The sequence below is a fragment of the Methylobacterium sp. FF17 genome (assembly GCF_025813715.1).
Taxonomy (GTDB): Bacteria; Pseudomonadota; Alphaproteobacteria; order Rhizobiales; family Beijerinckiaceae; genus Methylobacterium; species Methylobacterium flocculans.
Genome location: NZ_CP107532.1, coordinates 4176333 through 4197308 on the forward strand (window position 1 = coordinate 4176333; position 20976 = coordinate 4197308).

Annotated in this window: 17 protein-coding genes; 5 read left to right on the top strand and 12 right to left on the bottom strand. The window is 69.5% G+C overall.

Features of this window, described 5'->3' with window-relative positions:
- Positions 1–22: 22 nt before the first annotated feature.
- The 3 genes from OF380_RS19870 to atzD all read right to left on the bottom strand — a co-directional run bounded on the left by OF380_RS19870 (position 23) and on the right by atzD (position 3661).
- The gene (locus OF380_RS19870; RefSeq protein ID WP_264046985.1) at positions 23–1015 is read right to left on the bottom strand and encodes an ABC transporter ATP-binding protein; all 993 of its coding nucleotides are present in this window, start codon (positions 1013–1015) and stop codon (positions 23–25) included.
- 114 nt (positions 1016–1129) lie between these two features.
- Positions 1130–2551: a dihydropyrimidinase gene (gene hydA, locus OF380_RS19875; protein ID WP_264046987.1), complete on the bottom strand. Its 1422-nt coding sequence runs from the start codon at positions 2549–2551 to the stop codon at positions 1130–1132.
- 3 nt (positions 2552–2554) lie between these two features.
- Positions 2555–3661, bottom strand: a complete 1107-nt coding sequence (atzD, locus tag OF380_RS19880; protein ID WP_264046989.1) for a cyanuric acid amidohydrolase — start codon at positions 3659–3661, stop codon at positions 2555–2557.
- Positions 3662–4139: 478 nt separating this feature from the next.
- Here atzD and OF380_RS19885 point away from each other — a divergent pair, with 478 nt between their 5' ends.
- On the top strand, positions 4140–4892 hold the full coding sequence (locus OF380_RS19885) for a DeoR/GlpR family DNA-binding transcription regulator (protein WP_264046990.1): 753 nt from the start codon (positions 4140–4142) through the stop codon (positions 4890–4892).
- 161 nt (positions 4893–5053) lie between these two features.
- Here the strand turns inward: OF380_RS19885 and OF380_RS19890 are convergent, their stop codons facing one another.
- The 8 genes from OF380_RS19890 to urtA all read right to left on the bottom strand — a co-directional run bounded on the left by OF380_RS19890 (position 5054) and on the right by urtA (position 12923).
- Positions 5054–6106, bottom strand: a complete 1053-nt coding sequence (locus OF380_RS19890; protein ID WP_264046992.1) for an aliphatic amidase — start codon at positions 6104–6106, stop codon at positions 5054–5056.
- A gap of 63 nt (positions 6107–6169) precedes the next feature.
- Positions 6170–6496: an FmdB family zinc ribbon protein gene (locus tag OF380_RS19895; protein ID WP_264046995.1), complete on the bottom strand. Its 327-nt coding sequence runs from the start codon at positions 6494–6496 to the stop codon at positions 6170–6172.
- Between the two features lie 2 nt (positions 6497–6498).
- Positions 6499–7728 carry a formamidase gene (fmdA, locus tag OF380_RS19900; protein WP_264046997.1) on the bottom strand — a complete coding sequence of 410 codons (1230 nt, stop codon included), beginning with the start codon at positions 7726–7728 and terminating at the stop codon, positions 6499–6501.
- A gap of 121 nt (positions 7729–7849) precedes the next feature.
- A complete protein-coding gene (gene urtE, locus OF380_RS19905; RefSeq protein ID WP_264051405.1) occupies positions 7850–8539 on the bottom strand; it encodes an urea ABC transporter ATP-binding subunit UrtE in 690 nt (229 codons plus the stop codon).
- A gap of 74 nt (positions 8540–8613) precedes the next feature.
- A complete protein-coding gene (gene urtD / locus OF380_RS19910; RefSeq protein WP_264046999.1) occupies positions 8614–9399 on the bottom strand; it encodes an urea ABC transporter ATP-binding protein UrtD in 786 nt (261 codons plus the stop codon).
- Between the two features lie 11 nt (positions 9400–9410).
- Positions 9411–10559 carry an urea ABC transporter permease subunit UrtC gene (gene urtC / locus OF380_RS19915; RefSeq protein ID WP_264047000.1) on the bottom strand — a complete coding sequence of 383 codons (1149 nt, stop codon included), beginning with the start codon at positions 10557–10559 and terminating at the stop codon, positions 9411–9413.
- 13 nt (positions 10560–10572) lie between these two features.
- Positions 10573–11499 carry an urea ABC transporter permease subunit UrtB gene (urtB, locus tag OF380_RS19920; protein ID WP_264047002.1) on the bottom strand — a complete coding sequence of 309 codons (927 nt, stop codon included), beginning with the start codon at positions 11497–11499 and terminating at the stop codon, positions 10573–10575.
- A 164-nt stretch (positions 11500–11663) separates the two neighbouring features.
- A complete protein-coding gene (gene urtA / locus OF380_RS19925; RefSeq protein WP_264047004.1) occupies positions 11664–12923 on the bottom strand; it encodes an urea ABC transporter substrate-binding protein in 1260 nt (419 codons plus the stop codon).
- Positions 12924–13184: 261 nt separating this feature from the next.
- Here urtA and OF380_RS19930 point away from each other — a divergent pair, with 261 nt between their 5' ends.
- The 3 genes from OF380_RS19930 to OF380_RS19940 all read left to right on the top strand — a co-directional run bounded on the left by OF380_RS19930 (position 13185) and on the right by OF380_RS19940 (position 17902).
- Entirely contained in the window at positions 13185–16553 is a 3369-nt protein-coding gene (locus OF380_RS19930; protein ID WP_264047006.1) for an ATP-binding protein, read from the top strand.
- On the top strand, positions 16546–17463 hold the full coding sequence (locus OF380_RS19935) for a response regulator transcription factor (protein WP_264047008.1): 918 nt from the start codon (positions 16546–16548) through the stop codon (positions 17461–17463). Before OF380_RS19930 ends, OF380_RS19935 begins: the two co-directional genes overlap by 8 nt.
- A 259-nt stretch (positions 17464–17722) precedes the next feature.
- Positions 17723–17902, top strand: a complete 180-nt coding sequence (locus OF380_RS19940; RefSeq protein WP_264047010.1) for a hypothetical protein — start codon at positions 17723–17725, stop codon at positions 17900–17902.
- A gap of 13 nt (positions 17903–17915) precedes the next feature.
- Here the strand turns inward: OF380_RS19940 and OF380_RS19945 are convergent, their stop codons facing one another.
- Positions 17916–19316, bottom strand: coding sequence for a methyl-accepting chemotaxis protein (locus OF380_RS19945; RefSeq protein ID WP_264047012.1), 1401 nt, complete (start codon positions 19314–19316; stop codon positions 17916–17918).
- A 441-nt stretch (positions 19317–19757) separates the two neighbouring features.
- Here OF380_RS19945 and OF380_RS19950 point away from each other — a divergent pair, with 441 nt between their 5' ends.
- Complete coding sequence (locus OF380_RS19950; RefSeq protein WP_264051406.1) at positions 19758–20945, top strand: SMP-30/gluconolactonase/LRE family protein; 1188 nt, start codon at positions 19758–19760, stop codon at positions 20943–20945.
- The last annotated feature ends 31 nt before the right edge of the window (positions 20946–20976 follow it).

Sequence of the window (20976 nt, forward strand, 5' to 3'; positions counted from 1 at the left end):
CCTCTGTGGAAGCGAAAACGGATCAGGCGCTCAGGCGATGGGCCGCGGCCGCGTCCCAGCCGAGCGGCACGGTCTGGCCGAGGGCGAGGGGCGCGCCCGCATAGGCGCCGTCGTCGATCACCGCCGTGAGCGCCGTGGCGCCGGCGCCGCCGAGGCCGTCCGCCTCGAAGCCCACATGCACGCTGGTGCCCTGGTACTCGACCGAGACGACGCGGGCCGGCACCGCCTCCGGTCCGGCCTGCGGGCCGAGGCGCATGCGGTCGGCGCGCACGGCGATCTCGCTGGAATCGGGCAGGCGGATGATGTTGTGGCCGCCGATGAAGCGGGCGACGAAGGCGGTGGCCGGGCGCTCGAAGATCGTGCGGGGGTCGGCGGCCTGCTCGATGCGCCCGCCGTTCATCACCACCACGAGGTCGGACAGCGCCATCGCCTCCTCCTGGCTGTGGGTGACGTGGATGAAGGTGAGGCCGAGTTCGGCCTGGAGCCGCTTCAGCTCGGTCCGCATCCGCACCCGCAGGAACGGGTCGAGGGCCGAGAGCGGCTCGTCGAGGAGCAGGACCTTGGGTCCGGTGACCAGCGCGCGGGCGAGCGCCACGCGCTGCTGCTGGCCGCCCGAGAGCTGGGCCGGCAGGCGCTCTGCCAGGTGCGCCATCTGCACGAGGTCGAGCATGGCAAGGGCCTTGGCGCGCCGCTCGGTCTTGCCGATGCCCCGCATCTTCAGGCTGAAGGCGACGTTGTCGCGGCAATTGAGGTGCGGGAACAGGGCGTAGCTCTGGAACATCATCGCGGTGCCGCGCTCGGCCGGTGTCGCGTCGCCCACCGCCTTCGGGCCGATGACGACGTCGCCGCTCGACACCGTCTCGTGCCCGCCGATCATCCGCAGGGTCGTGGTCTTGCCGCAGCCCGAGGGGCCGAGCAGGCAGCAATACGACCCCGAGCGCACCTTCAGGTCGATGCCGTCCACGGCGGTGGTGCTGCCGTAGCGCTTGGTCAGGCGGATCAGCTCGACGTCCATGCGTGTCTCCCCGCGAGGGCCCAGCAAGCCACGGGCCAGACGGTATCTGATTCGTCCAGGATGTCCCCTTCCTCGTCCCGGATGTCCCCTTCGTTCCGGATGCCCCGCCTCCGATCAGGCGAACGGCGCGGCTTGCACGGACCGGTCGATCACCTGCCCGTGCCCGAGTGCCCCCGTGACCCGCCCATCCTCGGCGACGACCGCGCCCCGCGCGAGGGTCATCACCGGCCAGCCCGTCACCGCAAATCCCTCCCAGGGCGTGTAGTCGGCCCCGTGATGGAGGTTGGCCTGGGAGATGACCTCGCGGCGGTTCGGATCCCAGAGCGTCAGGTCGGCGTCGAACCCGATGCCGATCGACCCTTTTCGCGGATAGAGCCCGTAGAGCTTGGCGTGGTTGGTGGCGGTGAGTTCCACGAAGCGGTTGAGGGAGATGCGTCCCGCCGAGACCCCTTCCGAGAACAGGAGGGGCAGCCGCGTCTCGATGCCCGGGATGCCGTTGGGCACGTAGCGGAAGCCGTCCTTGGCGCGCGGGTTCAGCTTGCCCTGCGCGTCGTCGTAGCGGAACGGGCAATGGTCGGAGGAGACGACCTCGAACACCCCGGTCTGCAGCCCGCGCCAGATCGCGGCCTGGCTCGCCGTGTCGCGCGGCGGGGGCGAGCAGACGTACTTCGCCCCCGCCATGGCGTCCTCGGCGCCGCGCCCCTTCAGGTCCTCGGCGGTCAGCGTCAGGTATTGCGGGCAGGTCTCGGCGTGGATCTTCAGGCCGCGCGCGCGCGCCCAGGCGATCTGCTCCATGGCCTGCTCGCCCGAGACGTGCACGATGACGATGGGCAGGTCCACGAGTTCGGCATGCGCGATCGCCCGGTGCGCCGCCTCGCGCTCGACGACCTGCGGCCGGGACAGGGCGTGGCCGAAGGGGCGGGTCTCGCCGGCCTTCTCCAGCCGCTCGGTCATGTACCGGATGGCGTCGTAGCCCTCGGCATGGACCATCACCCGCGCGCCCTCCCGGCGCGCCACGTCGAACACGTCGAGGATCTGGCGGTCGTTCAGAACGAGGTCGTCGTAGGTCATGAAGACCTTGAACGAGGTGTAGCCCTCGGCGATCAGGGCCGGCAGTTCCTGTCCGAGCACGGCCGGCGTCGGGTCCGAGACGATGAGGTGGATGGCGACATCGATGTGGCACTGGCCCTCCGCCAGCGCCCGGTAGGCATGGGTCGCCTCACGTAGGGATGCGCCGCGCGGCTGGAGCGCGAAGGGCATCACGCAGGTGTTGCCGCCGGCCGCCGCCGCCCGCGTGGCGGAGGCGAAATCGTCCGCCATGACGATGCCGGGGCCGGAGGCCTGCGCGATGTGGACGTGGCTGTCGATGCCGCCCGGCAGGACGAGGAGGCCGGAGGCGTCGATCGTGCGGGCCGCATCCGTGATCCGCCCGGCCACAGCCGCGATGCGCCCGTCGCGGATGCCGAGGTCGGCGCGGACCGTGTCGGCGGCGGTGACCAGGGTGCCGCCCCGGATGGCGAGGTCGAATTCGGGCATGTCTCAGTCTCTCACACGGGCGATGATCGCGACGGGGCCACCGCCATCCGGCCCCTGGTGCTCGGCGCCGCCCGACACGAACAGGTCGGTGCGCCCGAGCGCGGCGGCCGCGACCCCGCCGACCAGGGCCCGGGCGTGCCGGGTGGCGTTGATGTCGCTGTCGTCGTTCATGATGTGGCGCCGGCCCCGGATCAGGCCGTCATGGGAGGGCTCGGCCTTGGCCAGCAGCGCGACCACGCGCTCCGACTCCTCCGGCGTCAGCTGGCCGCCGCCGGCAAAGCCGAGATCCGCCAGGGCCCCCTGGATCGCGAAAAAATCGATGCCGTCGCGCATGACCCGGTGGGCGATGGCGTGCGGGCCGGACCAGCCCCGGGCGTTGCCGAGCACGATGACCTCGTTGCGCATCAGCTCGATCCCGGCCGAGGCGCTGGCGCGCTCCGAGAAGAGGTCGCGCCGCCCCCCGATGGCGGCGTCCGCGAGATCCGCGCGGTCGACCTCGCGCAGAGCCAGGGCGATGCCGAGTGCCGAGGCGCCGCGCGACAGCCCCATCGAGGCGTAGGTGTCGTGGGTGGCGACGGTGTGCCCGCGCGCCGCCGCCTCGGCGATGCGGGCGCTGGTGAGCAGGGGGCACTTCACCTGGACGAAGTGCACGTCCGCCGGATCGTCGATCCCGGCCCGCGCCATCGCCTCCGCCACGGCGTCGGCCGTAGCCGCAACCTGCGCCATCCGGCCGATCTCCTCGGGGCGGAACTCGACGGTGAAGGCGGTGCCGACGGCGAGCGCCGTCGCGTCCGGGTCCGGCGCGGCCTCGCGGCGCGCCAGCACCAGGAGGTGGGGCGAGAGGCCCCCCTCGGTGCCCCCCGACATCACCAGGGCGACCCGTGCGCCGACGGCCTCCGGCGCGCAGCCGAGGGCGGGCGCGAGGGCGCCCTCCAGGGCCATCACGGCGAGCTGGCGGGTGAAGTCGTTGACGCAGCCATTGCCCTCGGTCTTGCCGAAGATCGCCACGATCTCGTCCGCCGCCACGGCCCCGGATCGGATCAGGGCGACCACCGCCGCGACGTCGGCGGGATGCCGGGTGGGCACGCGGAAGACGAGGCATTCGGGCATGGTGCGTCCGGTGAAGGGCAGGGTGAGACGAGATCGAAACGGGGGTACGGCGGGAGAGGCGCCAGATTAGGATGGGCCGGCGTCCCGGAGCGAGTGCTGGTTTGCGCACGCGGCGCTCCCGAACCGGCAACGCGGGCCGGCACCGGGCGGTATGCCTCTTGCCGGGCGCCCCCGCCGGTCCAGGCCGGCCTCGCCGCCCAAGATCTCGGCAGAATGCCGCCAAGATGTGCAACCCCGCCCGCGAAGATCCGCCCTCACCGAGGCAGGTCGCCGCGTTGCGATGCGCCTGACGGCAGCCTCGGAAAGCTGCGCGTCGGCCCCCGGTCGCGGCAGAGCACCCCGCCGCAATCCCTCGGCGTGCGGACACACGCCAGACAACCCAGACGCGTATAGGGTATGACCCGGTTGCGCATTCCGGCACGCGCGCGGTTCCGCGGGACCGCTCGCGTCGCCTCAACGGTCGGACGGCCTCTCCCGCATGCTGATGGATCATCGCCACCAGGACATCCTGTCCCGCCTGCACGGGACCGGGCGGGTCGGCGTCGGAGAGCTGGCCCTGGTCCTGAGGGTGTCCGAGGAGACGATCCGCCGCGACCTGAAGACCCTCGAAGCACGCGGCCTCGTCCGGCGCGTCCATGGCGGCGCGGTTCCGCCCCGGCTCGACCGGGAGGCCTCGCCGCAGGCGCGCGGCAAGCCGAACACCCGCGAGACGGGGCGCGTGGCCGTGCTGGCCGAAGCCCTGGTGCGCGACGGCATGTCGATCTTCATCGACACCGGCTCCGCGACGCTGGCCCTGGCCCGGCGCCTGACCGGCCGCAATCTCACCGTCACGACCAATTCCATCGACGTCGCCCTGCATCTCGGGACCGGGCCGGCGCGGGTCAACCTGACGCCCGGCACGTTGCGGAGCAGCGACCATGCGCTGGTCGGCTACGAGACCGTGGCCTATGCCCGGCGCTACCTGTTCGACATCGCCTTCATGGGGATCGCCGCCTGCGACCTCGATCTCGGCTGGATGGACGACGCGGAGCACGAATCCGTCCTCCGGCGGACCCTCAAGGGCCAGGCGCGCCGGGCCGTGCTGCTCGCCGATTGCCACACCTTCGGCCGGCGGGCCACGCTTCGCACCTTCGGCCTCGGCGAGCCGCTGAGCATCGTCACCGACAGCCCGCCCCCGGCGCCGTTCCGGGACGCGTTCGCCCGGCACGCGATCGACCTCATCCATCCCTGAGGCCGCGCCCCCGGCCTCCGTCCGTCGCGGCCGGGGACGGTCGCGTTCCCCGTCCGTGACGGGGCGCTCCCCCTGGCGCTGTCGTCTTCCGGGGCCGCGCGATGGGCCGCCTCCGCGTCCCGGCGGAGCCGGCCCCCCGACCGGACGGCGCGCGCGGGGCGTCACCTCGGGTCGGGCGGGCCCTCGCCCTTGCCGACGAAGGGGATGCCTTCGATGGGGCATTCCTCGGTGCCGACGCCCTGGCGGGTGATGGCCCGGACCGCGTCGCGGGTGGCGTCGGGGTCCTCGATCCAGCGGCGGTAGAAGTCGTAGGGGCATTCCGACAGGCCGTGCCGGTTCTCCTTGGAGGCGATCATCCCCGTGTAGCCCCGGTGGAGCAGCTTGAAGAGGTGGTTCTCGGATTGGCCGTGGGCGCGGGAATCGCGGATCAGGAACTTCGAGAGGGCGGCGTACTGGATGCCCATCGGCTCCTCGCCGCACTCGCCGAGCGTCCGCCCGTCGAAGCCGATCACCGCCGAGTGGCCGAAATAGCTGTAGACGCCGTCGAAGCCCGCCGCATTGGCCACGGCCACGTAGGTGTTGTTGGCGAACGCCATCGCCTTCGACATCAGGATCTGCTGCTCTTTCGCCGGATACATGTAGCCCTGGCAGCGGATGATGAGTTCGGCGCCGCGCATGGCGCAGTCGCGCCAGATCTCCGGGTAGTTGCCGTCGTCGCAGATGATGAGGCTGACCTTGAGCCCCTTGGGCCCGTCCGAGACGTAGGTCCGGTCGCCCGGATACCAGCCCTCGATCGGGGTCCAGGGCATGATCTTGCGGTACTTCTGCACGATCTCGCCCTGGTCGTTCATCAGGATGAGGGTGTTGTAGGGCGCCTTGTGCGGGTGCTCCTCGTGGCGCTCGCCGGTGAGGGAGAACACGCCCCAGACCCGGGCCTTGCGGCAGGCGGCGGCGAAGATGTCGGTCTCCGGCCCCGGGATCGTGGTGGCGGTCTCGTACATCTCGGCCGCGTCGTACATGATCCCGTGGGTCGAGTATTCGGGGAAGATGACGAGGTCCATGCCGGGCAGGCCGGCCTTCATGCCGACCACCATGTCGGCGATCTTCTGGGCGTTCTCCAGCACCTCCGCCTTCGTGTGCAGGCGTGGCATCGTGTAATTCACGACGGCGACGCCGACGCTGTCGGCGCTGGACGAGATATCTCCGTGCATCATGGCGTCTGTGCTCCCGTTATCCGGACATGTCCCTCTCCCGTTTGCGGGAGAGGGTTTGTCGCGTCAGTGGCTGATCATCCAGGGCCGGGCGTTGGGAAAACTCTTGGCGGCCGTCGGGTTGGCGTTCGCCTTCATTCCGCTCTTAGTGCCGCAGCATCCGCAGCCGGGGCCGTGAGCGGAGGACTTGCGGGGCGCGTGCTGGCTCCGCTCGTTCGTCGCGTGCGCCTTGCGCCGGCCCGCATCCATGGAGGCGAGGTTCGGCGCGGTGAGGAAGGCGCGCCCGCAGGACGACCCGCAATCGGGGCAGTCGTGCGGGTCGCGGAACTGGGCCATGGGGCGCAGCACCGTGAAGGGCCCGCAGGCCTCGCAGGCGTAATCGTAGACGGGCATGCTCAGAGGTCCGGCGAGAGCGGCATCTGGATCGAGCCGTCGAGGAACTTCGTCGGACCGTCGGCACCGGGATTGATGTCGAAGTCGAAGATCTTCGTGGGAATCCACAGGGTGGCGCAGGCGTTGGGGATGTCGACGACGCCCGAGATGTGGCCCTGGACCGGCGCGGTGCCGAGGATCGAGTAGGCCTGGGCGCCCGAGTAGCCGAACTTCTTCAGGTACTCGATCGCGTTGAGGCAGGCCTGGCGGTAGGCCACCGTGACGTCGAGGTAGTGCTGCTTGCCGTGCTCGTCGACGGAGACGCCCTCGAAGATGAGGTGGTCGTCGAACTTCGGGGTGATCGGCGACGGCTTGAAGATCGGGTTCTTGATCCCGTACTTCGACATGCCGTCCTTGATCAGGCTGACCTTGAGGTGGACCCAGCCCGCCATCTCGATGGCGCCGCAGAAGGTGATCTCGCCGTCGCCCTGGCTGAAGTGCAGGTCGCCCATGGAGAGGCCGGCACCCGGCACGTAGACCGGGAAGTAGATCTTCGAGCCGCGCGACAGGTCCTTGATGTCGCAATTGCCGCCGTGCTCGCGCCCCGGCACCGTGCGGGCGCCCGTGGCCGCGGCCTTGTCCTTCGCCTCGCCCTTGAGCCGGCCCATATGGGCGGTCGGCCCGAAGGGCAGGGTGGCCAGCGCCGGCACCCGGTTCGGGTCGGTGTCGAACAGCGCCTTCTCGCGGGTGTTCCAGGTCTCCAGCATCTTCGGATCGGGCAGGCAGCCGATCAGGCCGGGATGGATCAGGCCGGGGAAGCGCACGCCGGGGATGTGGCGCGACTTCGTGAACATGCCCTCGAAGTCCCAGATCGACTTCTGGGCCTGGGGGAAGTGCTCGTCTAGGAATCCGCCGCCGTTCTTCTTGGAGAAGAACCCGTTGAAGCCCCACTGGCTCTCGGGCTTGGCGCCGATGTCGAGGAGGTCGACCACGAGGAGGTCGCCGGGCTCGGCGCCCTCGACGCCGATGGGGCCGGAGAGGAAGTGCACGATCGACAGGTCGATGTCGCGCACGTCGTCGGCGGAATCGTTGTTCTTGATGAAGCCGCCGGTCCAGTCGTAGGTCTCGACGATGAAGTCGTCGCCGGGCTTGACCATCGCCACCATGGGGATGTCGGGGTGCCAGCGATTGTGCACCATGTCGTTGTCGTAGGCCGATTGGGTCAGATCGACCTTGATCAGGGTCTCTGCCATCGTCACGTGCTCCCTTCCCTGGGTGAGGACATGCGTCCCCGTTCGCGCGCGCCGGTCGTCCGGCTCCGCGCAAGAGGTGGTGTTCGGATTGGGAGAGGGCCCGGCGAGGCCCTCGGAAAACTCAGACCGAGAGGAAGCGCGCGACCTGGGCTTCGTCGATGTCGGCGCGCAGGCTCTCGTGGACGATGTGGCCATTCTCGATCACCAGCACCCGGTCGGCCACGTCGAGGGCGAAGCTGAGCACCTGCTCGGAGACCACGATGGAGAGGCCGCGCTCGTCGCGGATCTTCTTGAGCGTTCGTCCCATCTCGCGAATGATCGAGGGCTGGATGCCCTCGGTGGGCTCGTCGAGCAGGAGCACCTTGGGGCGACTGGCCAGAGCGCGCGCGATGGCGAGTTGCTGCTGCTGGCCACCCGAGAGGTTGCCGCCGCGCCGGCCCTTCATCTCCAGGAGCACCGGGAACATCGTGTAGAGGTCCTGGGGCACCCGGCGCTCGTTGGTGACGGTGAGCCCCGTCTCGATGTTCTCCTGCACGGTCATGGCGGAGAAGATCATCCGGCCCTGCGGCACGTAGGCGAGGCCGCGGGCCACGCGCTGGTGGCTCTTGAGGCCGCCGACCTCGGCGCCGTCGACCCGGATCGAGCCGGACTTGACCGGCACGATCCCCATCAGGGTCTTCATCAGCGTGGTCTTGCCCATGCCGTTGCGGCCCATCACCGCCACGATCTCGCCGGGCGCCACCGCGATGTCGAGGCCGTGCAGCACCTCGCTCTGGCCGTAGGCCGAATGCAGGTCGCTGATCGCCAGCATGGGCTGGAGGCCGGCCTGGAGGGGCGGCGCGAATGCGGGGGCAGGCGTGGTCTGGAGCATGGCGCCGTTCCCTCTCAGTGGCCGAGATAGACTTCGATGACCTTGGGGTCGTTCTTGACCCGCTCCATCGAGCCCTCCGACAGGACCTTGCCCTGGTGGAGCACGGTGACCCGGTGGGCGATGTCCTCCACGAACTTCATGTCGTGCTCGATGACCAGCACCGAGCGGCCGACGATGATCTGGTTGAGCAATTCGGCGGTCTTGATGCGCTCGCCGACGCTCATGCCCGCCACCGGCTCGTCCAGCATGAGGAGTTCGGGATCCTGGATCAGCAGCATGCCGATCTCGAGCCACTGCTTCTGGCCGTGGCTGAGGAACTCGGCCCGCTCCAGCAGCTGGTCCTTGAGGAAGATCATCCCGGCGACCTCCTCGATGCGGTCGCGCACCTGGGCATCGCGCTTGAAGGTGAGCGCCCCGAACACCGAGCGGCCGCGCGGATAGGAGATCTCCAGGTTCTCGAACACAGTCAGGTCGTCGTAGATCGAGGGCGTCTGGAACTTGCGCCCGACCCCGGATTGCACGATGGCGCTCTCGGAGAGCTTCGTGAGTTCCTGGCCCTTGTACTTGATGGAGCCGGAACTGGCCTTGGTGCGACCGCAGATGAGGTCGAGCACCGTGGTCTTGCCGGCCCCGTTGGGGCCGATGATGACCCGGATCTCGTTCGGGTCGACGTAGAACGAGACGTCGTTGACCGCCTTGAACCCGTCGAACGAGACCGTGAGGGCTTCGACGGCGAGGAGGAAGTTCTTCTCGACGGGGTCGGCGCCGATGATGTGACCCGGCAGGAGCGCGGCGTTCATGGGAGACGGTCCTACTCGGCCGCGTGGGGGAGGGCGACGGCGGGGGCGGGCTCCAGGGCCTTCACCCTGCGGGTCAGGCGCGGCTCCACATAGGTGCGGTAGATGCCCGCCAGGCCGTTGGGGAAGGCCAGCACCACGGCGATGAAGAGGGCGCCGAGGCCGAACAGCCAGAGTTCCGGGAAGCTTTCGGAGAAGCTGGTCTTGGCCCAGTTCACCAGCAGCGTGCCCCAGACCGCCCCGAAGAGCGACAGGCGCCCGCCGACGGCGGCGTAGATCACCATCTCGATGGAGGGCACGATGCCCACGAAGGAGGGTGACATGAAGCCGACCTGCAGGGTGAACATCGCGCCCCCGATGGCGGCGAACACGGCGGCTAGGCAGAACGCGAAGGTCTTGAAGCTCGCGACCTGGTAGCCAGAGAACCGGACCCGGTCCTCCTTGTCGCGCATGGCGACGAGGATGCGCCCGAGCTTCGAGCGCTTCACGACCTGCGCGAACAGGATGCAGGCCACCAGCAATCCGCCATTGATGAAGTAGAGGATGTTGTGGGCGCTGTCGGTGCGGATATCCCAGCCGTTGAGCGTGCGCAGGTCGGTGATGCCGTTGATGCCGCCGGTGTAGCCCTGCTGGCCCACGATGAGGATCGTCAGGATGGCGGCGATGGCCTGGGTGATGATCGCGAAGTAGGTGCCGCCGACCCGGCGCCGGAACATCGCGGTGCCGATGACGAAGGCGAAGAAGGCCGGCACCACGATCACCGCGATCAGGGTGAAGGGCAGGCTCGTGAACGGCTTCCAGAACCAGGGCAGTTCGGTGATCTGGTTCCAGTCCATGAAGTCGGGGATGCCCGGCGTCGACTGGATCTTGGTGTTCTCGACGCTGGAGGCTTCGAGCTTCAGGTACATGGCCATCAGGTAGCCGCCGAGGCCGAAGAACACGCCCTGGCCGAGGGAGAGGATGCCGCCGAAGCCCCAGCAGATGACGAGGCCGAGGGCCACGAAGGCATAGGTCAGGTACTTGCCCACCAGGTTGAGCCGGAAGGCGTCGAGCAGCATCGGCAGCACGAGGAAGATCACGGCGGCCAGCAGCGCGAGGCTGATCCACTCCATGGGCTTCATGAAGGGGTTGTCGTGGACGTTCGAGTCGGTGGCGCGGGTCATGGCAGAAAGCTCCTCAGCGCCGGACCTTGAGGGTGAAGAGGCCCTGCGGCCGCAGCATCAGGATGCCGACGACGGCGAGCAGGGTGATGACCTTCGCGGTGGAGCCGGACAGGAAGAATTCGAGGGTCGACTGGGTCTGCGAGATCGAGAAGGCCGAGGCGATGGTGCCGAGGAGCGAGGCGGCGCCGCCGAAGACCACGATCAGGAAGGTGTCGACGATGTAGAGCTGGCCCGAGGTCGGCCCCGTCGAGCCCACCATGGTGAAGGCCGAGCCGGCGATGCCCGCGATGCCGCAGCCGAGGCCGAAGGTGAGGCGGTCGACCCGCTCGGTGTCGATGCCGACGGCCCCCGCCATGGGCCGGTTCTGCACCACGGCGCGGACCTGGGCGCCGAAGCGCGAGCGGTACATCAGCAGGGCGACGCCGGCGGTGATCAGCAGGGTGATCGCCATCACGAACATGCCGTTGATCGGAATCTCGATGGTGTCGGTGACCTGCACCGAGCCGATCAGCCATGACGGCAGCTCGACGCCGACCTCGCGGGCGCCGAAGATCGTCCGGTAGGCCTGTTGCAGGATCAGCGACAGGCCCCAGGTGGCCAGCAGCGTGTCGAGGGGCCGCTTGTAGAGGTGGCGGATCAGCGCCCATTCCACCAGCATCCCGAGGGCCCCCGAGGCCACGAAGGCCAGGGCCATGGCCACGAAGAAATAGGCCGGGAACAGGGCCGGCAGGTGCGTCTGGAAGAAGCCGGAGCAGAGATAGGTCATGTAGGCGCCGAGGATCATGAACTCCCCGTGCGCCATGTTGATCACGCCCATCTGGCCGAAGATGATCGCCAGCCCCAGCGCCATCAGCGTGTAGACCGAGAACAGGATCAGCCCGGCAAAGCCCTGCATCACGAAGATCGAGCTGAGGTCCGTGAGGGAATAGTCGCCGAGCATGTCTTTCGACCTTCCGAAGGATGCGGCCGACGCGTTGCAAGCATCAGGCCGGTGGAGGAGGCGCGGCCCTCCGGTGACGAATCACGACAGGCTCCCTCTCCTGGAAGGAGAGGGGACCCGCGCCGGACGAAAAAACGGTCTCCGACGGGCGCGGGCGGATCGTCCTACTGGTAGCCCTTGGGGAAGGGGTTCGGCTCGATGAGCTCATTGCTCTCGTAGACCACCTCGAACTGGCCGGACGGCAGGGCCCTGGCGACGCGGGTCTTCGACCAGAGGTGATGGTTCGGGTGGATCTTGACGTAGCCTTCCGGGGCTTCCTTGAACTCGATGTCGGCGGAGGCCGCCGCCACCTTGTCGACGTCGAAGGAGCCGGCCTTCTCCACCGCCATCTTCCACAGGAACGGCCCGAGATAGGCGGCCTGGGTGACGTCGCCGATGACGGTCTTCTCGCCCCACATCTTGTGGAAGGCGGCGACGAACTTCTCGTTGTTGGGATTCTTCAGCGACTGGAAGTATTTCATGCAGGAATAGGCGCCCGCGATGTTTTCGCCGCCGATGCCGTCGATCTCGTCCTCGGTCACCGAGATCGTCAGCAGGGTCTGCTTGTTGAGGTCGATGCCGGCCGCCTTCAGCTGCTTGTAGAAGGCCACGTTCGAGCCGCCGACCACGTCGGTGAAGATCACGTCCGGCTTGGTGAGCTTGAGCTTGTTGATCACCGAATTGAATTGCGTGTGGCCGAGCGGGAAATATTCCTCGCCCACGACCTTGGTCTTGAGCACGTTCTCGATGTGCTTGCGGGCGATCTTGTTCGAGGTGCGCGGCCAGATGTAGTCCGAGCCGATGAAGAAGAACGTCTTGGCGCCCTTCTCCTTGGCGACCCAGTTCAGCGATTCGAGGATCTGCTGGGTGGCTTCCTGGCCCGTGTAGATGACGTTCTTGGACTGCTCCAGGCCCTCGTAGAAGGTCGGGTAGTACAGGAGGCCGTTATACTGCTCGAACACCGGCAGCGCGGCCTTCCGGGAGGCCGAGGTCCAGCAGCCCATCACGGCGGCGCAGTGGTCGTTGACGAGGAGCTTCTTGGCCTTCTCGGCGAAGGTCGGCCAGTCGGAGGCGCCGTCCTCCTGGATGATCTTGATCTTGCGGCCGAGCACGCCGCCCGCCTCGTTGATCTGGGAGATCGCGAGCTTCTCGGCCTGGATCGAGCCGGTCTCGGAGATCGCCATGGTGCCGGTGGCGGAATGCAGGATGCCGACCGTGACCTCGGTGTCGGTCACGGCGAGGCCCGTGGTGTTCACCGTGGCGGTGGCCGGCCCCGCCGCGAAACTCATGCGCGGCATCAGGGCGATGGCCGGCACGCCGGCGAGACCCATGAGAAGCCTGCGCCGCAGCGCCGATTGCAGGCCGTTGCCCTTGTCCACTGCCATCGTGCCCTGAACCCCTGATCGTCGTCGCATGGCCGAGTGCGTGGCCGTGGATCGATGAAGCAAAGGCTAGGCCGTAGGGTGCGCTGCGGTCGATACGCTGTTTTGCGTATGTCCGGGCGGCGCGCCGGAGCCCATGCTGGTGGACCGCTCACCCCGTCGCGCCGCCGGTTCCGCCCGGACAGGCTGTGCGCGCAGGCCCATGCGGGGCACGGTCCTTGCTGAGTTCGGGCGCAGCGCATGCTAGCGTCCGCGCCGAACCCGATGACCGAACACCAGCGCATCCTGCCGATCCGGCGCGCCTACAACCGCCTCGTGGCCGACGAGACGCTGGAGGACTATGCGCTCCGCTTCACCGCCAAGAAGGCGCGGCGCTGGTCGGGGTTCCGGGTCGCCCAGACGGCGCTGGGCTCGCTCTCCTTCCTGGCGCTCGAGGCGATCGGCGGCACCCTCGTGCTCACCGTCGGCTTCACCAACACGCTCTGCGCCCTCGTCGTGGTGAGCGCGATCATCTTCGCCACCGCGACGCCGATCAGCCTCTACGCCGCCCGCTACGGGGTCGATATCGACCTCCTCACCCGGGGGGCCGGCTTCGGCTATATCGGCTCGACGGTGACCTCGCTGATCTACGCGAGCTTCACCTTCCTGTTCCTGGCGATCGAGGCGGCCATCATGGCGCTGGCGCTGGAGCTCTGCTTCGGGCTGCCGCCGAGCCTCGGCTACCTCGTCAGCGCGCTCGCGGTGATTCCGCTGGTGGTCTACGGCATCTCCCTCATCAGCCGGTTCCAGCTCTGGACGCAGCCGGTCTGGATCGTCCTCAACCTCCTGCCGCTCGCCTGCATCGCCTGGGCGGGCGACGCGCCGGTGGCGGACTGGCTCGGCCATCCCGGCGCGGACGGAGCGGGCGGCTTCGACTGGGCCCGGTTCGGGCTGGCCACCGGCATCCTCCTGGCGCTCCTGGCCCAGGTCGGCGAGCAGGTCGACTTCCTGCGCTTCGTGCCCGCCCTCGAGCCCGAACGGGCGGGGCGCTGGTGGGCGGCGGTGCTGGGGGCCGGCGGCGGCTGGATCCTGCCCGGGATGCTCAAGATCCTGCTCGGCTCGTTCCTGGCCGTGCTCGCCCTGGCGCACGGGGTGCCCGCCGAGCACGCCGCCGAGCCGACGCGGATGTACGCGGTCGCCTTCGGCTACGTGCTGCCCTCGGGGTTCGGCGCGGTGGCGCTGATGACCCTGTTCGTCGTGGTCTCGCAGCTCAAGATCAACGTGACGAACGCCTATGCGGGCTCCATCGCCTGGTCGAACTTCTTCTCGCGCCTGACCCACAGCCATCCCGGCCGCGTGGTCTGGCTGGTCTTCAACGTCGCCATCGCGCTCCTGCTGATGGAGCTCGGCATCGACAAGACCATCGTCAGCACACTCTCCCTCTACGCCGTGGTGGTCTCGGCCTGGGTCGGGGCGCTGGCGGCGGATCTGGCCATCAACAAGCCGCTGGGCCTGTCGCCGCCCGGCATCGAGTTCAAGCGCGCCCATCTCTACGCCATCAACCCGGTCGGCACCGGCGCCATGGCGCTCGCGATCCTCACCGGGTTCGTGGCGCATGCGGGCTGGATCGGCGCCCTCGCGGTGCCCTTCGCGCCGATGCTGGCGCTCGCCGTCGCGGTCACGGCGGCGCCCGCCATCGCGTTCGCCACGGGTGGGCGCTACTATCTCGCCCGGCCCCCGAAGACCGATTGGCACGGGGCCGCCGAGATCGCCTGCCGGGTCTGCGAGCACCCGTTCGAGCCCGAGGACATGGCCCATTGCCCCGCCTATGCGGGGCCGATCTGCTCGCTCTGCTGCTCGCTGGACGCCCGCTGCGGCGACCTCTGCAAGCCGCACGGGCGCCTGGAGGCGCAGGCGCAGGCGGTGCTCGCCCGCGTGGCCCCGGCCCGCACCGCCGCCTGGATCGGCGCACCCCTGGGGCGCTACCTCGCGCTGATGCTCACCCTGGTGGCGGCGGTCGCGCTCATCCTCGGCATCGTGCATGCGGGCGCCAGCGCCGAGCATCCCGAGCACCGGGCGGTGCTGGCGGGGGCGCTGACCAGCGTGTTCCTCATCCTGATCGTGATCCTCGGCATCGTCGCCTGGCTCTTCGTGCTCGCCCAGGAGAGCCGCCGCGTCGCCCTGGAGGAGACCGCGCGCCAGACCGGGCTCTACCAGGCCGAGATCGAGGCCCATAAGGTCACCGACGCCAAGCTGCAGCAGGCCAAGGAGGTGGCGGAGGCCGCCAACCTCGCGAAAAGCCGCTACGTGGTCGGCATCAGCCACGAGCTGCGCACGCCGCTGAACGCCGTGCTCGGCTACGCGCAGCTGCTCGAAGGGGATCCGAGCATCCCGGCCCCGCGCCAGAACGGCATCCGGGTCATCCGGCGCTCGGCCCAGCACCTGTCGGGGCTGATCGACGGCCTCCTCGATATCTCCCGGATGGAGGCGGGCCGCCTGCAGATCCACCGCAACGAGGTGCGGCTCGCCGACTTCCTCGACCAGATCGTGGACATGATCCGGCTCCAGGCCGAGGCCGCCGCCCTGGCGTTCCGCTTCACGCGCCCGGACACCCTGCCGCTGGTGGTCGCCACCGACGAGAAGCGCCTGCGCCAGATCCTGCTCAACCTGCTCTCGAACGCCATCAAGTTCACGCCCGCCGGCCACGTGGCCCTGGACCTCACCTACCGCAGCCAGGTCGCGGTCTTCACCATCCGCGACACCGGCCTCGGCATCCCGCAGGCGGACCTGCAGCGCATCTTCGAGCCCTTCGAGCGGGGGTCTATGGCCGCCGCCCGCGCCACGCCCGGCACCGGCCTCGGTCTCACCATCGCGCACCTGCTGGCCCAGGTGATGGGCGGCGAGATCACCGTGGAGAGCGAGGTCGGGCGCGGCACCTGCTTTCGCGTCCGCCTGATGCTCGCCTCGGTGGCGCGGCCGAAGCCCGGCCTCGCGCCGCAGGCCGGCGCCCCGGCGGCGGTCTATGCGGGCGCCCGTCGCACCATCCTGGTGGCCGACGACGATGCCGCCCATCGCGGCCTGATGCGCGACATCCTCGAACCGCTCGGCCTCGTGGTGTGGGAGGCCGAGGACGGCCCGGCCTGCCTGGCGCTGGCCGCGACGCGAGCGCCGGACCTGTTCCTCCTCGACATCGCCATGCCGGGCATGAGCGGCTGGGCCCTGGCCCGGGCCCTGCGCGAGGCCGGCCACGGCGCCCGCATCGCGATGATGTCGGCCAACGTACACGAGATCAGCCCGGTGCGCGGCGACGATGCGCCCCACGACGCCATCATCGCCAAGCCCTTCGACCTGCGCGATTTCCTGGACTGCGTCACCGGGCTCCTCGGCCTCGACGGGTCGCCCTCGGAGCCGCCCGCCCCGGCAGCGGCGCCCGCGCCCGCTCCGGCGCCCGACCCCGGGGACGTCGCCGACCTGCTGCGCTTCGCGCGCATCGGCCACGTGCGCGGGATCGAGGCCAAGCTCGGCGAGATGGAGCGCCGGGCCGGGGCCCCCACCGCCTTCACCGCGCAGATGCGGGGGCTCGCCGAAGCCTTCGACCTGCGCCGCGCCCAAACGATCCTCGAGGGCTTGCGGAAGGCCGCCCCCGATGTCTGAGGCGCAGCGCGACATCGTCCTCGTGGTCGACGATTCCCCCGAGACCCTGAGCTTCCTCACCGAGGCGATCGAGCGCTCGGGCGCCACCGTGCTGGTGGCGGTGGCGGGCGACCTCGCCCTGGCGCTGGTCGACGAGATCACCCCCGACGTGATCCTCCTCGACGCGATGATGCCCGGCATGGACGGGTTCGAGACCTGCCGGCGCCTCAAGGCGAAGGGCCATCTCGCCCATGTCCCGGTGATCTTCATGACGGGCCTGTCGGAGACCGAGCACATCGTGAAGGGGCTGGAGGCGGGGGGCGTCGACTACGTCACCAAGCCCATCGCGCCCGACGAGATCCTGGCGCGCATCCGGGTGCATCTCGCGGGCGCCCGGGCGGCACAGAGCGCGCGCGCGGCCCTCGACACCACGGGCCGCACCCTGTTCGCGGTGGACCGGGACGGCGCGGTGCTGTGGTGCACGCCCCAGGCCGCGCGCCTGCTCGGCGGCTTTTCCGAACCCGGAGCCCCGGCCCGGCTGCCGCCCCCGGGCATCCCCTGGCTGCGGGGCTGCCTCGCCGGTCCGGGCGCCCCCCTCACGCTGACCGACCGGTCCGGCACGGCCTACACCGTGAGCTTCCTAGGCGTCACGGGCGACGAGATCCTGCTGAGGCTCGCCCGCGACGGCACGCAGGCGGGAACCCAGGCGGGACTGGAGCGCCTGCGCCTGCGCCTGCGGGTCACCGGCCGCGAGGCCGAGGTGCTGCTCTGGCTCTCGCGCGGCAAGTCGAGCCGCGACATCGGCGAGATCCTGGGCCTGAGCCCGCGCACGGTGACGAAGCACCTCGAAGGCATCTACGAGAAGCTCGGGGTCGAGAACCGCACCGCCGCCTCGGTCATCGCCGCGCGGCACCTGCAGGATCTCGACTGAGACCGGATCGGTCGATCGCTCCGGGGCGCTTCACGACCGAACGGGATTTGTCGTCATCCCCTCTGTCCACCGTGAGGTCTCGGCGTCACACGCACCGGGGGACCCGCGGGTCCCCTCTCCCGAAGGAGAGGGAGCCCTGTGGCGCTTCACGACAGAACCGGGACCGGCCGGACGGGCGCGCGGATATTTCGAGGCCCGCCCCTCGCTTTGTCACCGCGCACACCGATCTATCCCATCAGGACAAGGCGGGAGGCTCGCGATGAACTGGATGACGTGGCTGGTCGGTCGGTGCGTGGACCTCACGGAGCGGGTCGTGCCGGGTCTGGAGCGGCGTGAGCCGGGGCGCGGCGCCGGAACCCCGGCCCTTCGGGGCCGGGTCCGCGGCTCGGCCTCGGAACCCTCCGTCCTGCAGCCGGGCCCGGCACCGCGGCCGGACTAGCGGGCGGCCCCGCTCAGGCCAGCGCGCGGGCGGTGGCGCTGACCTTGCGCACCGAGTCGTCGACATCGCCGGTGGCGCTCGCGATCGCGTCCATGTTCTGACGGACCATCTCGACGCTCCGGGCGGCGGTCTGCATGTTCACCGCCATGTCGCGGGTCACCGCCGCCTGTTCGGTCACCGCCGAGGAGACGCTCAGGGAGATCTCGCTGAGATGCGCGATCGTCTGCCCGATCGCCTCGATGGCCATCACCGCCTCGCCCGTGGAGGTCTGCACCGCCGCGATCTGCGTGCCGATCTCCTCGGTGGCCCGCGAAGACTGGTTGGCCAGGGCCTTCACCTCCGCGGCGACCACCGCGAAGCCCCGGCCGGCCGCGCCGGCCCGCGCCGCCTCGATGGTGGCGTTCAGCGCCAGCAGGTTGGTCTGGTCCGCGATGGAGCGGATCACGGAGATGACCTCGCCGATCTTGTCGGCGGCCGAGGTCAGGCCGGCGATGATGCCGCCGGCCGCCTCGGCCCGGACCACGGCGTCATCGGCGGCGGCCTTCACCCCGATGGCATGGCGGCTGAGTTCCTCGATGGAGGCGGAAAACTCCTCGGCGCCCGCGGCCACCGCCTGGACGTTGGTGGATGTCAGGGCCGCCGCCTCGGCGGTGGTGTTCGCCTGACGGCTGACATCGGCGATGGAGCCCGTGATCCCCCCGAGATCCCGGTCGATGCTGCGCTGACCGTCGGCGCGCCGAAGCCGATCGTGCACCTGCGCCGTCACGTCGATGGCGAACTTGACCACCGCGACGGGCTTGCCGTCCGGGCCGAGCACGGGGTTGTAGGCCCCGTGGATCCAGACCTCGCGCCCGCCCTTGGCCATGCGACGGAACTCGCCCGCCTGATAGGTGCCGTTGGCGAGCGACGTCCAGAAGGCCGCGTAGGCGGGGGTGTCCCGGTCGGCCGGGGCCATGAACTGGCTGTGATGCCGACCCTTGATCTCGTCGAGGGTATAGCCGACGGCCGCCAGGAAGTTGGCGTTCGCGCCGGTGACGATGCCGTCCGTCGTGAAGTGGACCACCGCCTGCGAGCGGTTGATCGCCGCGATCTGCCCCTCATAGGCCGCATTGCGCAGGGTCTGCGCGGTGATGTCGGAGGCGAACTTCACCACCTTGATCGGCTTGCCGCGCCGGTCGAGGATCGGATTGTACGAGGCCTGGAGCCAAAGGTCGCGCCCGCCCTTGGTCACCCGGCGGAACTCGCGGGACTGGAATTCCCCCCGGCGCAGATCCTCCCAGAATTGCCGATACGCCGCGGAGCCCCGGTCTTCGGGGGCGACGAACAAGCTGTGATGCTGGCCGCGCACTTCGGCGAGCGTATAGCCGACGAGATCCAGAAAGATCTTGTTCGCGTCCCGAATGATTCCATCCATCCCGAACTCGATCCGGCCTTGCGAGCGATCGAGTGCGTCCAGCGTAGCGTGAACACCAGAGCCCAGCATGTCTTCGTCTTTCTTCCAGTTGCCGGGCCTGCAAATCAACCGAATCCAGATCCATGCGGCACTAGACAAAACTATTCAGTAATCATTGATTTTGACTTAAAACGGTAACACAGCCTCTCCTTAATCCGTCGCAATTGAAACTTTTTCGGACGTAACCGTACGAAATTGTCCAGCTGCCTTCGAGGAATCGCCGCCTCCGAGGAATCGCCCCCTCGGATGAACCGGCCGCCTCCGATGAACCTTGGCCGCCGTCTCATGCGTTAGGCCGTCGACCACGACCCAGACGCATTCCGCGAGACAGTGCCGATGACACGCCCCCTATCCGCCCCCCCGACGATCCGGTCCGCAGCCGCCCCGCGTCGGCGTTTCCGGATGACGGTCTGCCTCGCCGCCCTGGCCGGCCCGCTCCTCGCCCCCGGCCTTGTCCGGGCGCAGTCCGGGCTCGCCGTCCCGGGGGCGGCCCTCACCAAGGTCATGAGCTTCGAGCATCAGGTCACGGGCGTGACCGTCGCGAAGGACGGGCGGATCTTCGTCAACTTCCCGCGATGGACGGAGGATACGGAAGTGTCCGTCGCCGAGGTGAAGGACGGCAAGCTGGTGCCGTTCCCGGACGTGGCCTGGAATTCCTGGCGTAACGCCCGCAAGGACGAGGTCTCGGCGAACGACCACTGGGTCTGCGTCCAGAGCGTGGTGGCGAGCCCGGACGGAAACCTCTGGGTGCTCGACCCGGCCGCCCCCGCCATGGCGGCCCTGGTGCCCGGCGGCGCGAAGCTGGTCGAGATCGACCTGAAGACGAACCAGCCCGCCCGCACCATCGCCTTCGACGAGAGCGTGGCGCCACAGGGCTCCTACCTCAACGACGTACGCTTCTCCCCCGACGGCAAGACCGCCTATCTCACTGATTCGGGCGCGAAGGGGGCCCTGGTGGTGGTGGACCTCGCGAGCGGCCGGGCCCACCGGGTGCTCGACGGCGACCCCTCGACGCAACCGGACAAGAGCGTGACCGTGACCTATGACGGCAAGCCCTTGCGCCGGCCCGACGGGCGCGGGGTCGAGTTCGCCGCCGACGGCATTGCCCTCTCGCCGGACGGCAAGACGCTGTACTGGCAGGCGATCAAGGGCAAGACGCTCTACAGCCTGCCCACCGAGACCCTGGCGGGCAGCATCACCACGGCGCTGATGCCCACCGCGCTCGCCGACAAGAGCGTGGCCGGCCGCATCGAGACCATCGGCGAGAACGGCCCGGCGGACGGCCTCATCATCGCCCGCACGGACGGCCGGATGTACGTGACCTCGCCGCAGGACGATTCGATCAAGGTCCGCGACCTGTCGGGCAAGGGGAACACGCTGGCCACCGTGGTGCAGGACAAGCGCCTGCGCTGGCCCGACACCTTCGCGGAGGCCCCCGACGGCACCCTCTACGTCACCACGTCGCACATCCAGGATTCGGCCTTCTACAAGCCCGACGCGCCGGCGGCCCTGCCCACGGAACTGTGGAGCTTCAAGCCCGCCCCGGCGGAGGCCGCCGGCTCGACGCCGCCCGCCCCGAGCGCCCGCTGAGGAACGGCGCGCCGCCCGCGCGGCGCGCCCT

Coding starts and splice junctions, on each gene's coding strand:
- urtE (WP_264051405.1), bottom strand. CDS start 8,539: ATGCTGGCGATCAGCGACCTGCATTCGGCCTACGGCCAGAGCGAGGTG.
- urtA (WP_264047004.1), bottom strand. CDS start 12,923: ATGGCAGTGGACAAGGGCAACGGCCTGCAATCGGCGCTGCGGCGCAGG.
- fmdA (WP_264046997.1), bottom strand. CDS start 7,728: ATGGCAGAGACCCTGATCAAGGTCGATCTGACCCAATCGGCCTACGAC.
- OF380_RS19930 (WP_264047006.1), top strand. CDS start 13,185: ATGACCGAACACCAGCGCATCCTGCCGATCCGGCGCGCCTACAACCGC.
- urtD (WP_264046999.1), bottom strand. CDS start 9,399: ATGAACGCCGCGCTCCTGCCGGGTCACATCATCGGCGCCGACCCCGTC.
- OF380_RS19950 (WP_264051406.1), top strand. CDS start 19,758: ATGACGGTCTGCCTCGCCGCCCTGGCCGGCCCGCTCCTCGCCCCCGGC.
- OF380_RS19895 (WP_264046995.1), bottom strand. CDS start 6,496: ATGCCCGTCTACGATTACGCCTGCGAGGCCTGCGGGCCCTTCACGGTG.
- atzD (WP_264046989.1), bottom strand. CDS start 3,661: ATGCCCGAATGCCTCGTCTTCCGCGTGCCCACCCGGCATCCCGCCGAC.
- OF380_RS19870 (WP_264046985.1), bottom strand. CDS start 1,015: ATGGACGTCGAGCTGATCCGCCTGACCAAGCGCTACGGCAGCACCACC.
- urtB (WP_264047002.1), bottom strand. CDS start 11,499: ATGCTCGGCGACTATTCCCTCACGGACCTCAGCTCGATCTTCGTGATG.
- OF380_RS19885 (WP_264046990.1), top strand. CDS start 4,140: ATGCTGATGGATCATCGCCACCAGGACATCCTGTCCCGCCTGCACGGG.
- urtC (WP_264047000.1), bottom strand. CDS start 10,559: ATGACCCGCGCCACCGACTCGAACGTCCACGACAACCCCTTCATGAAG.
- OF380_RS19890 (WP_264046992.1), bottom strand. CDS start 6,106: ATGATGCACGGAGATATCTCGTCCAGCGCCGACAGCGTCGGCGTCGCC.
- hydA (WP_264046987.1), bottom strand. CDS start 2,551: ATGCCCGAATTCGACCTCGCCATCCGGGGCGGCACCCTGGTCACCGCC.
- OF380_RS19935 (WP_264047008.1), top strand. CDS start 16,546: ATGTCTGAGGCGCAGCGCGACATCGTCCTCGTGGTCGACGATTCCCCC.
- OF380_RS19940 (WP_264047010.1), top strand. CDS start 17,723: ATGAACTGGATGACGTGGCTGGTCGGTCGGTGCGTGGACCTCACGGAG.
- OF380_RS19945 (WP_264047012.1), bottom strand. CDS start 19,316: ATGGATGGAATCATTCGGGACGCGAACAAGATCTTTCTGGATCTCGTC.